Genomic DNA, 13,829 nt, shown 5'->3' on the forward strand with positions numbered 1-13,829 from the left:
GATGTTTAAACACGGGTGAGCACAAGGATATAAGGATGTGACTAAAGCATGACAAAGGGGAACTCGGCGGATTTGAAAGCCGCTAATAAAGATAGGGATTACTCGAAATACTTTGATTTCTCTGATGCGAAGGTGCTTAGCGAGGAAGACGGCAAAATCACCTATCGAATCAAAGGGCGCAATATTCAAATCAATGCTGCTCCGAACCACAAGGAAGAGAAAAAACGGGGCAAAGAGGACATAGAGGTTCATTATGATTTTTCCATACCGGAGGAATTCCGGACGCTGGGCAAAGGCAAGTTTTATTTGATTCAAACGTACGGCTGCCAAATGAATGAGCATGACACGGAAGTTATGAAGGGCATGTTCGAGGAAATGGGCTATACGGCGACGGATGATCGGACTGAGGCAGATGTGGTGCTGCTTAATACATGTGCGATCCGTGAAAATGCCGAGGATAAAGTATTCGGGGAGCTTGGACATCTTAAGGTGCTGAAGCAGCAGAAGCCGGGCTTGCTGCTCGGCGTATGCGGCTGCATGTCGCAGGAGGAATCGGTTGTCGGACGTATTTTGCAAAAGCATTCCTTCGTCGATATGATTTTCGGCACGCATAACATTCACCGCTTGCCATTCCTGCTGCAAAATGCCTATTTCAGCAAAGAGATGGTTGTCGAGGTATGGTCCAAAGAAGGCGATATTATCGAAAACATGCCGAAGAAACGTGAAGGCATGCGGGCTTGGGTTAACATCATGTATGGCTGCGATAAATTTTGCACGTACTGCATTGTGCCTTACACAAGGGGCAAGGAGCGGAGCCGCAGGCCGGAGGACGTTATTGCCGAGGTAAGGGAGCTGGCGAGACAAGGCTTCAAGGAAGTGACGCTGCTGGGGCAAAACGTGAACGCTTATGGCAAAGATTTTGAAGATATCGCCTATCGCTTTGGCGATCTCATGAACGATATGTCTAAAATCGACATTCCGCGCGTTCGTTTTACAACGAGCCATCCTAGAGACTTTGATGATCATCTCATTGAGGTGCTGGCACAGCGGGGCAACTTGGTCGAGCATATTCATCTGCCTGTTCAATCGGGCAGCACGGAAGTGCTTAAACGGATGAGCCGCAAATACTCGCGTGAAATGTATTTAGAGCTTGTAGGTAAAATTAAGGCGGCTATCCCGGATGCGATGCTGACCTCTGATATTATCGTCGGGTTCCCTGGCGAAACGGATGAGCAGTTCGAGGACACGCTCTCGCTCGTTCGCGAGGTGGGCTTTGACTCCGCCTATACCTTCCTCTATTCGCCGCGTGAAGGTACGCCTGCTGCTGGTATGGAGGATAATGTTCCACTTGATGTCAAGAAGCGTAGACTGCAGCGTCTGAATGATTTACTTAAACAGATGAGCCTGGAAAGCCATCAGCGGTTGATCGGCACGACAATCGAGGTGCTGATTGAAGGTGAGAGCAAAAATAACGCTAATGTGCTGGCTGGACGTACTCGTACGAACAAGCTCGTTCATTTGGAAGGTCCGCAGGAATGGATTGGGCAGCTTATTGAAGCGAAAGTGACGGAAGCGAAAACCTGGTATATTAAAGCAGAGCCTACAGAAACGCAATTGCGTGAAGCGGTTGTGCTCTAAACGATAAAAGGATAACAGCAAAACTTGATACCAATAACAGGAGAGATGATAAATGTCTGAGCAACAAACGGTCCAAGGAAATACGGAGCATGGCCATCACCATCATGAGCATGGTGAAGGATGCGGGATTCCAAAGTTTGATACGCGTGATTTGCTAATTCGCGAAGACATTATGAAGAAGGCGAAAGAGCTTGCTGACCTGATTTATACTTCTGAGGAAGTGCAGCAGTACCGCCGTGCGGAAAACCAAATTCAAGGCAATACGAAAATTCAGGAATTGATTGCGACTGTGAAGAAAAAGCAAAAGGAACTTGTCGCCTTTGAAACGACTTTCAAAAACGAAACGATGGTCAAAAAGATCGAGCAGGAAATGGAAGTGCTTCAGGATGAGCTGGACGGCATTCCGATCGTAACGGAATTCCAGCAAAGCCAGTCCGACATCAACTATTTGCTGCAGCTCGTTATTTCCATTGTACGGGATACGGTTTCTGAGAAAATCAACGTTGAGGCAGGCTCTGAGGAAGCGCCTGCTGAGTGCGACTAACGACTTGTCTAGACTTCGTGGAATAGGGAAAGCGAATGAAACAGGAAAGGGGCTGCGCAATGGCGAAATACCATTGCTTGCAGCCCCTTTTTTTTGTAAAGAAAGTAAGGTAGAGTGCATTATAAATGCGTACGCATTAAACGGTTGTTGGGAATGAAGCAGCGGCTTCTGTATTTTTCTTGCCAGTTGAAGCTTGAATCCTTAAAATATACGGCTTTAACGCCATCGTTATAATGACGGCCAACACGGACTTGGCAGCATCGCCTGGCAGGAATGGGTAGCAGCCATTAATCATTGCCTTTTGAAACGAGAGGCCTGTTACTTGCATGAGCCAAGGAACTCCAATTACATAAGCGAAAAAAGAACTAAACAGCTCGAAAATGACAAACAGCAAAATAGCGGTTGCGATGCGGTTTTTTGCTGCAAAAGAGCTATGGAGCAGCTTGGATGAGAAGAAGCCTACAAGCAGGGCACAAAAGGGGAAGGCTACGAGAAAACCGCCGGTAGGTCCGGCTATCATGCCGAAGCCGCCATTTCCGTTAATAAGCGGAAGCCCGATCGTTGCTAGTACAACGACAATCAAAATGGATAAAAATCCATTGCGTGCACCGAGGAATAGTCCCGCGAGCGCAACGGCGAGCGTTTGCAGAGTTATCGGTACGGGTGAGGCGGCAAACTTGAATTGAAGGCTGCTCATGACAATAAATAAGGCAGCGAACAAGGCTATGTACACCAGGCTGCGAATATTCGTACTGCGTTTGATCAATGAAATCGTCTCCTTTAAAATGATGATTGCTTTTATAATGTTAACCATATATTATTCATTTATGGTTAACAAAATGGATTGTAGCACAGAGCGGCGCTTTGGGGAAGAGGGCAGGTGAAATTTTTTTGCACGATTATTTGATACAAGTTGAAGGTCTGACGGTCAGGCCACGCGTTTTTGACATGGCAAGTGAGCAGCTTCCCATTATTAGAGATGTCAGTTTCACTCTGAACGAAGGGGATTGGCTGACGCTGCTGGGGAGCAATGGGAGTGGGAAAAGTACGCTCGCTAAGGTCATTGCCGGGTTTCCTGTGGGTGAGAAAAGCGGGACCTATTTGCTCGGAGAGAAGCTTGCTGCCTACAATAAACCGATTCCAATTGTCATGCAGCAGCCCGAGGCCTCCATGCTTGGCGCAACGCCTTGGGAGGATATTGTATTGATGCTGGAGCAGCATGGAATTAACAGCGAGGCGATAGCTGTGCTTACGGAGGAGTCGCTTGGTTTAACCGGCTTGCTGGAACGGAAGGACCAAGCGGTTGGCACTTTGTCGGGCGGGCAGAAGCAGCTGACAGCCATTGCTGGTTGTTTGGCGGTAAAAGCACCTGTGCTTGTGCTCGATGAAGCGACTGCAATGCTGGATCCTGAAGCAAGTCTGGCCATTGGGGAGAAAGTGCGCGAGCTTCACGCTGCAGGTAGCACGATCATATGGATTACGCAAAAGCTCGCTGAGCTTCGACATGGTGATCGAGTCGTCGTGATGGAGCAGGGCCGACTCGTTTTTGACGGGACGACGGAGATGTTTTATGAGCGCAGTGGTATTGAAAAGGGTACGGGGAATGAAGAAGGAGGGCGGAGCTGGTGCGAGCTGCTCGGTTTTGAGGCCCCCTATGCGGTACAGACAGCTTGGGAGCTGGAGAAGCTGGGCATCGTTTTAAAGCCTCTGCCTTTGACCGTAGACAGGCTCGCGGAGGCGCTGCAAAGATGATCGATTTTAGCTGGAGGCTGGAAGCCATACGCGTCTGTGCAGCAGGAGAACGAGACCAAACGCTTCTGGCTATAGAAGAAAAGCTCGTATTTAAAGAAGGTACGATTACGCTGCTCATCGGCAGCAATGGTGCAGGAAAATCCACGCTGTTGGAAACAATGGCAGGGCTCCGCAAGCTAAGCGGGGGTGAGATTGCGCTCGGTGCTGATTTGCTTTGGGTGAAAAAGGGAAGACGCAGACGTCTTAGCCGCAGCGTCGTGCTGAATACGGGCATAGCGCTCCAGCATTCGGAGTCGCAATGGTTTGCGGCGACCGTGAAGGAGGAGCTCCTCTATTCACTGAAGCCGTATAAGCTGGAGCCGCCGGAGAAGGAACGGCGGCTCCAGCATGCGCTGCAAGCAGCAGGCTTGCCTGCCGAGCTGCTTGCCCGCGATCCTTGGTCGCTCAGCGGCGGACAGCAGCGGCGACTCGCACTGGCTTGCCTGCTGGCATGCAAGCCGCAATGGCTGCTGCTGGATGAGCCGACGGCGGGGCTGGACGCCGAGGGCATCAGCCGCTTGTGCGCCGTATTAGCGGCGCACAAGGCGGCTGGGCGCGGAGCGGTCGTGGCAACGCACGATCCGGGCGCGCTGCTGCCGCTTGCGGACGAAGTCGTCGTGGTCGTGGACGGCTTGGTCCGCGAAGCGGTCGCTGCATCGGCGTGGGCGAATGCCCATGCTGCAGATGCAGCTGCGCCGCAGGCGCTGCGCGCGCTGGCCAAGCTGCGCGGCTTCGCGGCGCAGCCGCCGGGCGGTGGCGCCGCCGTATGGCCGGCGCCGAAGGCACTTGCGGCGGCGATTCATGCCGCCGCCGCGCAGCCGCAGAGCGGCCGGGCGGACGCCCCGGCCGCAGCGGCGCTGCCTGGCGCGGCGGCTATGCCGCTCGCCGCGCCGCAGGCGCCTCCGGCGATGGAGCTGCGCCCATCGCCGGGCGCAGCGCCCACAGCGGCGAACGCTTCGCCGCCGCTGCCTAAACCTAAGCGCCGACCACTCCCGCCGGCGCAGCCCGAAGCGCAGCGCCTAGAGGCGCGCTTCGATCCAAGAGCGCTCATCGCCGCCTATATGCTGCTGGCGGCGACCATCATCATGCAGCATAGCTGGAGCGGCTTGCTGCTTGCTGGAGCGCTTGCAGCCGCGATATGGCTGCCGCTGCGCACTCAAATGCGGCCGTGGCTCGGTTTTATTCGAGCCTACGCCTTAATCACTCTGCTCTTCGGTGTTGTAGCCGGAGCACATCTACAGCCATTATCGTTTGATTGGGAGCAATCGGCACGAACGATGCTCCGCTTGGCGACGCTTTTTTGCGCCATGCTGCTTGGCCTGCCGATGCTGCTGCTTATGACGCCGCTGCGAATTCAGCGGGCGCTGGAGCAAACATTCGGCTGGATGAGCCGATTTAAAGTCCCGATCTCAGCGATTACCTTGACCGTGACCTTAATCTTTCGATTTATTCCGCTGCTGCTAAAGGAATGGGAGCGCTTTGCGAAAATCGCCCATGCGCGGGGGAAAGCAACTACGCCAGTCGGCGCTTTGCCGCCCTCGATGCTGGCATCGGCGATTATCCCCTATATTCGTTCAATTTTGCGAATAGCCGAGCAAATGGCAGAGGCGCTGGAGGCGAGAGGGATTGGCAACAATGAGATTCGTTCGACCCAAGGCTTCCGCTTGCGATTTGGCCGTCAGGATGTACTGCTGCTCGGAGTAGCGGTAATTGGCTCGGTCGTATTATATATGTGGGCTACCCTTTAAAGCTTTTATGATCATAATGATTTACTGGCTTTCTATAAGATGATGGGGCCGGAGGGCTGTTTAACTTCAGAATATGATTAGCAGCAAATGAATATTAGAAAACTTAGTTCGAACGAAAATTATACAATGGATCTATTGCTGTTAGCAGATCCTTCTCGAAAGCTTGTTGAGGAATACGTTAAACGAGGAGAGTGTTTTGTAGCTGAGGAAAACAATCAAATGATAGGAATTTATGTGCTTCTGCCTACAAGGCCTGAAACGGTTGAATTGGTGAATATAGCCGTTGTGGAATCGATGCATGGAAGAGGAATAGGAAAAATGCTAGTTTTACATGCTGTTCAAACAGCCAGGGAGAGAGGATATACTACAATTGAAATTCGGTACTGGAAATTCAAGTATAGGACAATTGGCTCTGTATCAAAAGTGCGGTTTTAGAATAGTTGGTGTTGACTTAGACTTTTTCATCAGGCATTACTCAGAAGAAATTTATGAAAATGGAATTCAATGCAGAGATATGATTCGATTATCTAGATATTTAGATATGTAAGCTAGCAGCTAGCGTTATATGGTTAGAAGTTAAATCTGTTATTAATACAAAGAAACAACGATCGTTCAATCAAACAGCGACAGCCTAAGACATCATTTTCTCGTCTAGGGCTGCCGCTGCATTTATGATTTGGATTTGGGCGTGTCTGAAAACCCGTTCAGTGGCCCCTTTCACCGCCTTTTCGCCCCCTGCTTCGTTCCGTTTGCTTGACGTACCCCCGGTACGCCTGCATGGAACGAAAATTCGGCAAAATTTGCTGTCCTCAGAGTTCTCAGACACGCCCTAGTCAACCTATCGAAATAAAATGATTTATCATTTATTCTCCGCAACAATTCTGCTCGTAGTCCGCTCCTTCATATACCACCACACACTAAGCAGCGCTGCGGCAGCACCAAGCATGCCGCCGAACCAGAAGCCGCTGCTCATGCCCCAGCTGTCGTTGAGCCAGCCGGCTAGAAAAGGGCCGGAAAACATCCCAATCGAATATACCGCCTGATAAAGGCCCATGGCAGTAGCTCTCCCGGAGGGCTGGACATCACGAATGGCAAGTCCGAGCAGCAGCGGCAAATGCAAGCCTTGGGCAAATCCGTTTATCGCTTGCGTCAGCGCCAGCATCGCGAAAGAATCTGTATAGGCAATGGACACCGTACATATTGTGCTTAGCACAAAGCCCATTCCAATGGTAACCCAATTGCCGAAGCGCGGGGCGAACCATTTGGCCGTAAACATTGAAGCGAGCGCATGCGGCAGCATAAAGGCGAAAACAATCAAAGTCAGCCCATATCCAGTAATGCCCAGCGTCTCTGCCTTGAGTGGCGTAAAGCCAAACATTGTAATGAACAGCACGCCATGTGCGAGAATGGAGAGCAGCGATACTTGAAGCAGCAGCTTTGTGCCGATAATGCTGCGTGCCATTGCGAGTGTCATGCCGACGCGCTCATGCGGCTGTTTCGGCGGTTCTTTTAAAAGCAGGCCTAGCACTAGCCCTACCCCAGCGATGACAGCCCCAGTAATGAAGGGTGCGGCATCTCCCCACATATCGGTCACTGTTCCGCTCATCAGCATGCCGAGCATTTGGCCGCTAACGATCATCACGCTAATGCTGCCCATCGCGCGTGCAGCATCTTCTGCAGCAAAATAATTGGCATACATGACTGTAAAAGCAACCCATGTCGAGGCGCATATGCCAGCCATTGCCCGGCCTCCGAGCGGCCATAGCCAGTGCCCTGGCACTAGAAACAGCAAGCAGCTTAAGAGAGCAGTCACCATTCCCAGTATAATAAACGGCTTGCGCTTGCCGAAGCGGTCAGAGGCAACTCCAACGGGGAAGCGTATGAGCATTTGAACAAAGCCATAGCTGCCAAGCACAATGCCTATCAGTTGCATCGACAAGCCGCGGCCGCTCAAAAAAGGCGATAATGTCGGTACATAAACGTACATCGACGTCCAGTATAATAGCGTAACTACCGTAAATACCAAGCGTTGTGAAGCAGTAGACATTGTTATAAAACCCCTTTCATCACTACTTTAGCCTACGATCACGCACTTTGTCACCCATAAATACGGTTGTCTATACAAGGCGAATAAGCGTTAATAGGGATCATTTTTCGGCTTTGCTTGTTAAACATCAAATTACCTTCAGTAGAGGTTTATATTTTCTACTTAAGTTAAATGCTACTAGTACCGTGAAGCAGAAGTGTGGTCCGAATGGGCGAACGTCTGCCAAGTATGGATATGGACTAGGAGTGAGGCAAAAGTGAAAAGCATCATCCGATTTTCGCTCAATAATAAAGTAGCACTGTGGATTTTGACGCTGCTTGTGCTGGCAGCAGGCATGTACGCAGGCCTTCGTATGAAGATGGAGACGCTGCCCGATATTACCGTGCCGATTGTTAGCATTACGACTGTGTTTCCAGGCGCCGCACCAGAAGAGGTGATGGAGAAAATAACCAAGCCTATCGAGCAGCGGACCCGCCATGCGGAAGGGGTAAGTGTCGTGCGCTCGACCTCCTATGAAAATGCATCTTCCGTCGTCATTGAGTATGACTATGGTACCGATATGGACAAGGCGGCAGCACAAATTAAGGAAGATTTGAATGGGCTAAGCTTGCCCGAAGGTGTGGCAACCCCGCAAGTATCGCGAATTAGCTTGAATGCATTTCCTGTGCTTTCGCTTAGCTTCTCTAATGAAAAAGCAGATATTAAGGAGCTGACACGGACGGTCGAAAATGACGTGCTGCCGATGCTCGAAGGTATTGATGGTGTAGCTAGTGTACAAGTATCCGGACAAAATGCAAATGAGATCCAGCTAGCCTTTAAGCCGGAGCAGTTGGCGAAGTACGGCTTGACGAAGGAAACGGTCAAAGGCTTGATTCAAGGCTCGGCGCTGACCGTCCCGCTCGGCGTATTTGAATTTGGACAGTCGGAGAAAACGCTCGTTGTAGACGGCAATATTGCGACGTTAAAAGATTTGAAAAACATGGACATTCCCTACAATCCAGCCAATAGGAATGGGGCAGGCAATACTGCTCCCTCGGCAGCAGACCGGCAAACAGGGCAATCGATGCAGCCGATCACTTCCTTTACAGGCGGCTTGAATGCTGCCAGCGGGCAAGCTTTATCCCCGGCGGCAGGTCTGGCTGACTCTGATCAGGGCGTAGCTAAGGCGATAGCCAGCATGAGCACGCTCCCTACCGTAAAGCTAAACGAAATTGCAAATATATCGATCATCGGCAAAGTCGAATCGATATCGCGTACGAATGGGAAGGAATCGATCGGTGTATCGATTGTAAAGGCGGCTGATGCCAATACCGTCGAGGTCGTGGATGCGGTGAATGCTGAGCTGGACAAACTGAAGCAAGCGCAGCCTGCGCTTATCGTGGAAACGACACTGGATCAAGGAAAGCCGATTAAAAAATCGGTGGAGACGATGGTCAGCAAAGCGATCATCGGCGCCATTTTTGCCGTGTTCATTATATTGATTTTTCTACGCAACATTCGGTCGACCATTATTGCCGTCATTTCGATTCCGCTATCCCTTCTAATTGCTGTGCTGCTGCTCAGCCAGATGGACATTACGTTGAATGTCATGACGCTTGGTGCCATGACGGTGGCGATTGGCCGGGTCATTGATGATTCCATCGTCGTCATCGAAAATATTTACCGAAGGCTCTCGCTTCCAGGTGAAAAACTGTCCGGCAAGGAGCTGTTTCTGGATGCGACCCGTGAAATGTTCATCCCGATTTTTGCCTCGACCATTGTGACGATAGCCGTATTTTTACCGCTGGGCCTTGTGTCGGGCATGATCGGCGAAATTTTTCTGCCCTTTGCCTTAACAGTCGTATTTGCCTTGCTTGCCTCCTTGCTTGTTGCGGTAACGGTGGTGCCGATGCTGGCGCATCTCATGTTCCGGGGCGACCTGCCTTCAGGCAAGCGGCATGCGGACAAGCCTGGCCGCCTAGCCGAGTGGTACAAAAGCATTCTCCGCTGGTCGCTCAATCATAAGGCTGCTTCGTTTGGCGCTGCAGTAATACTGCTCGTAGGGAGCTTGTTTCTAGTACCGGTTATTGGAGTGAGCTTCCTGTCGTCCGATCAGGAGAAAATGATGCTGGTTACGTATAACCCGGCTCCAAGGGAGACGAAGGAGCAGGTGCAGGAGCTGGCGTTACAGGCAGAAAAGCGGCTGCTCGGACGGCCGGGACTGAACATTGTCCAATATGCGGTTGGCGGTGCCAATCCGTTTAGTCCAGGCGCTTCGAAGCAGGCTGTGTTTAATTTGCGATATGAGGATACCTTTCCGGCGTTTGACGATGAAAAGCAGCAGGTGGTCGTCCTGCTCGGGAAGGTTGGGGGACGTGGCGAGTGGAAGCAGCAGGATTTTAGCGGCGGGGCGCTAGGCGGATCTGGCTTGTCCATTACTGCATTTGGCCCAGATATGGCTCTATTGGAACCCGTTGTCAAACAGTTGGAAGAAAAGCTCAAAAAGAATGCTCATTTGACAAATGTCGCAACAAGCCTTGCTGCAACCTATGAGCAGTACCGTCTGGTCGCCGATCAGCGGAAGCTAAGCCAATATGGCTTGACGGCAGGACAGGTGGCGGCGGCGCTCAGCCCCGTTCGGAGCCAGCCTGTACTTGGAACGGTTAAGCAGGAAGGAGCGGAGCTGAACATTTATGAGAAGCTGGAGCAGGCAGTCTATGCCAGCAAAGCAGAGCTCGAAAAGGTCATGCTGACCTCTCCGCTTGGGGCGCAAGTAGCGCTCAGCGATGTCGTAACGATTAAGGAAGGACAATCGCCGAATACGATTACCCGGCAGAATGAGCGCGTTTATGCGGAGGTGACGGCGGATGTGGTTTCTTCCAATGTAGGAGCTGTAACGGCGGAGCTGCAGCAAATGCTGGATGATATGCCGGCTGCAGCGGGGATCAGCTACAAGCTGGGTGGGGTGAGCGAACAAATTAATGAATCGTTCACGCAGCTTGGCATTGCAATGCTGGCTGCCATTGCGATTGTCTATTTTGTACTTGTTCTTACGTTTGGCGGCGCTTTGACTCCGCTTGCTCTGCTGCTTTCGCTCCCATTTACGGTAATAGGCGCATTGCTTGGCCTGCTTCTAGGCAGGGAGACGATAAGCGTTACATCGCTCATTGGCGCGTTGATGCTTATTGGCATCGTCGTTACGAATGCAATTGTTCTGGTGGACCGGGTCATCCATAAGGAAGCGGAGGGACTATCTGTCCGTGAGGCGCTGCTCGAAGCAGCAGGCACGCGCCTGCGTCCAATTTTAATGACCGCTATTGCGACGGTCGGCGCATTGCTGCCGCTTGCGTTCGGGTTTGAGTCAGGAGGGCTTATTACAAAAGGGATGGCGCTGACTGTTATTGGCGGCTTAACGAGCTCAACCTTGCTGACGCTGGTAATCGTTCCTGTATTTTATGAAATTTTTCACCGCAGGCCAAAGTCATTTTTAAAAAAGCAGCAAGTATAAATACGTTATGCTTAAGCCTGGGATCGCTTTATGCGAACTAGGCTTTTCTTTTTCCTGCATTGGATGAATGATGTAAAATTATGAAACATTTTCGTCGTTTTTTGCGTTAGGTAATAGGATAAGTACATATAAAAATAGGGAGGGGTCTGTCTGTGAGTCGAATAGGTTTTAAATTCAAGCTTTTTGTAATGATGATTATGATCGCTAGTTTATGTGCAGACCTTGGGACAACGGGCTCGAGAGCATATGCCGAAGCGGCAGGCATTGAGCTGAAAACGGAAGCAGGCTATCAGGGCAATGTGAAAATGGATAAAAGAATGCCTGCCCATCTTACGCTGACGAATCGGACAAATACCGACTTAAAGGGCGAGGTCGTCATTTCGGTTATTTCGCCTTATGGCGGGATGACGACCGATTATGTCGTACCGGTCGAACTGCCGAAAGAAACGCCCGTTGAGCTGACGGTTTCATTGCCAGGCACGCAGCTGAGCAAAGACAATAACAAAATCCGCTTTTTTGAAGGCGCTTCTGCCAAAGGGAAGGAAGTAGCAATCATTGGCAAAGCCTTTTTGGACAGCAATGGCACAGCCGATTACACCTTTGGGGTTCTCTCAAGCGATCCCGATACGTTAAATTTCATGCCTTCGCTGAATGTGCGAGGCTATCAAATTTCCGTCATGCCGCTGACGCCGGAGCAGCTGCCGGATGAAGCTTCACTTCTTGATTATTTTGATGTCCTTGCCTTTAATGATGTAGCGACTTCGGATTGGAGCGAGCAGCAGGTGGCGGCCATTACAGGCTGGATCAGCAAGGGAGGCACGCTTATTCTCTCGGGAGGCGCAGGCTACAGCAAAACAGCGAAAGCTTTTGCAGCTATTGCGCCGGTTGAACCGGATGGCGGGACGGTGTCACAGCCGATTTCGCCTGAAATGGTGAACGCAGGTGAAGCGAAAAGCGCAAGCGCAGGTGATATGACGCTGTCGACAGGCAAGCTTGCCGCTGGGGCAACAAAGCTGTTAGGCGGGGAAACGCCGATTGCGGCCGAGCGCAAGCTGGGACTGGGCAAGGTGCTGTACATTGCCTTTGATCCCGCATTGGAGCCGATTGCTTCTTGGTCGGGAAGTGCCACGTTATATGCGAATTGGCTGCAAAGCTCGCTATTTCCAATGCAGCAGGGCTATACGAACGGCAATAATACGTATTGGAGCTTTCAACAGATCGTAGATGAGTTTCCCTCCATTTCACCGCCTAATTTTGGTCTCTTGCTTGTCATGTTTATCATTTATATGATTGTTGTAGCTCCGGTGTTGTATTTGGTGCTGCGAAGGGTAGACAAGCGGGAGTGGTCATGGTGGCTCATTCCGCTCATCTCCATCATTTGCGGTGCCGCTATTTTCTTCTTCGGTGCTGAAAATAAACGTTTTATGTCTACCCATTCGGTCCAAACGGTGCAATTATCTGGCCAAGGCCAAGGAGTTAAATCTGGTGCGTTTTCGATTTTCGTTCCGAATGGCGGTGAAGTAGCTGCCCGTTTCGATGAAACGCTTCCCCTAACACCTTATGCATCAGGCAGCAGCACTGGCGACTTGAATTTGCGCAGCGACAGCAGAGTGGTGAGCCTAGAAGGACAAACGACAGCTGAGTGGAAAAATGTAGAATATTGGTCGACACGCAAAGCCGTATTTGAAAATGTCCCGATGCAGGAGCAGGTCGGACAATTCAAGGTGTCCTACGAGAGCAGCAACGGGCAAATAGGTTATAAAATTAAAAATGACACCTTGATTGATTTAAATCAGGTGGTTGTAGTGATGAACGGCAGCAGCTATTCAATCGGTGATTTAAAGCAAGGCGAAGAAGGTTCTGTGCTCATTTCCAATAGTCCCAACACAGGCATGGGATATTTTAACTATGGCAGTCTGATATTCCCGTATCAAGGCGGCAGTCAGGATACGTTCAGCAGGCAGCGTACGATGGTTGATGCGTATTTCAATACAAACTACAGTTCCTCGACTATGCCAATGATTTACGGTCCGGTTGTGCTCGGATTCAGTGAAAATGAAGATGCATTGTTTACCGTTAATAACAATAAGGTGAAGGCTGCTAATTTGACGATGTGGGTGCAAAGCCTGGGTGAGATGGAGCCGGATGAAAACGGCCGCCTAATCGTGCCTGCAGGCTTTGTAAATCCCGTTATTGTTGAAAAAAGCGTCAATCGATTAGAGAATTTTGGGAACTCTACTTTTTCGATTGGGCAAGGTGAGCTGGTGTTGGAATACAGATTCCCTGAGCGTGAACAGCTGACATACGATCAATTGGACATTCACCTTGACCCTTCCCAATCCGGGCAAAATTTGAAGTGGCTCATTTGGGATGAAGCACAAGGCAAATGGCTGAAAGTAGCAGCGGAAATGGAAGATCCTTCGAATTATCTCATAGATGGCTTCAAATTGCGGATGAAGCTGATCGTTAATACCGATATAGAAACGAGAATGCCGCAAGTGGCAGTGGAAGGCGAGGTGGCGAAGCATGAATAAGGAAGAGCAGGCGCAAGTAAAAGTGGAGCATGAAGCGGGA

At 50.7% G+C, this 13,829-nt stretch carries 8 protein-coding genes and 1 pseudogene; 7 read left to right on the forward strand and 2 right to left on the reverse strand.

The features are described 5' to 3' along the window. Positions 1-48 precede the first annotated feature (48 nt). Complete coding sequence (miaB, locus tag MHB80_RS13145) at positions 49-1,638, forward strand: tRNA (N6-isopentenyl adenosine(37)-C2)-methylthiotransferase MiaB (protein ID WP_341282541.1); 1,590 nt, start codon at positions 49-51, stop codon at positions 1,636-1,638. 52 nt (positions 1,639-1,690) lie between these two features. Continuing rightward, positions 1,691-2,182, forward strand: a complete 492-nt coding sequence (locus tag MHB80_RS13150; RefSeq protein WP_341282542.1) for a YlbF family regulator — start codon at positions 1,691-1,693, stop codon at positions 2,180-2,182. A gap of 136 nt (positions 2,183-2,318) precedes the next feature. On the opposite strand, the gene MHB80_RS13155 is transcribed toward MHB80_RS13150, so the two are convergent. Then, a complete protein-coding gene (locus MHB80_RS13155) occupies positions 2,319-2,948 on the reverse strand; it encodes a biotin transporter BioY (protein WP_341282543.1) in 630 nt (209 codons plus the stop codon). Positions 2,949-3,073: 125 nt separating this feature from the next. Between MHB80_RS13155 and MHB80_RS13160 the strand changes: the two genes are divergently transcribed. The 3 genes and pseudogenes from MHB80_RS13160 to MHB80_RS13170 all read left to right on the forward strand — a co-directional run bounded on the left by MHB80_RS13160 (position 3,074) and on the right by MHB80_RS13170 (position 6,268). Next, a complete protein-coding gene (locus tag MHB80_RS13160; RefSeq protein WP_341282544.1) occupies positions 3,074-3,934 on the forward strand; it encodes an ATP-binding cassette domain-containing protein in 861 nt (286 codons plus the stop codon). Then, positions 3,931-5,721: an ATP-binding cassette domain-containing protein gene (locus MHB80_RS13165; RefSeq protein ID WP_341282545.1), complete on the forward strand. Its 1,791-nt coding sequence runs from the start codon at positions 3,931-3,933 to the stop codon at positions 5,719-5,721. The genes MHB80_RS13160 and MHB80_RS13165 overlap by 4 nt, the downstream gene beginning before the upstream one ends. Positions 5,722-5,808: 87 nt before the next feature. Next, positions 5,809-6,268 (forward strand): annotated as a pseudogene (locus MHB80_RS13170) (GNAT family N-acetyltransferase). Between the two features lie 312 nt (positions 6,269-6,580). Here the strand turns inward: MHB80_RS13170 and MHB80_RS13175 are convergent. Then, positions 6,581-7,768, reverse strand: a complete 1,188-nt coding sequence (locus tag MHB80_RS13175) for an MFS transporter (RefSeq protein WP_341282546.1) — start codon at positions 7,766-7,768, stop codon at positions 6,581-6,583. Positions 7,769-8,024: 256 nt separating this feature from the next. Here MHB80_RS13175 and MHB80_RS13180 point away from each other — a divergent pair, with 256 nt between their 5' ends. Together MHB80_RS13180 and MHB80_RS13185 are read left to right on the forward strand one after the other, a co-directional pair. Then, positions 8,025-11,255: an efflux RND transporter permease subunit gene (locus MHB80_RS13180; protein ID WP_341282547.1), complete on the forward strand. Its 3,231-nt coding sequence runs from the start codon at positions 8,025-8,027 to the stop codon at positions 11,253-11,255. Between the two features lie 152 nt (positions 11,256-11,407). Beyond that, complete coding sequence (locus MHB80_RS13185; protein WP_341282548.1) at positions 11,408-13,789, forward strand: hypothetical protein; 2,382 nt, start codon at positions 11,408-11,410, stop codon at positions 13,787-13,789. Positions 13,790-13,829: the final 40 nt, after the last annotated feature.

It is taken from the genome of Paenibacillus sp. FSL H8-0537 (assembly GCF_038051995.1).
Lineage (GTDB): Bacteria > Bacillota > Bacilli > Paenibacillales > Paenibacillaceae > Pristimantibacillus.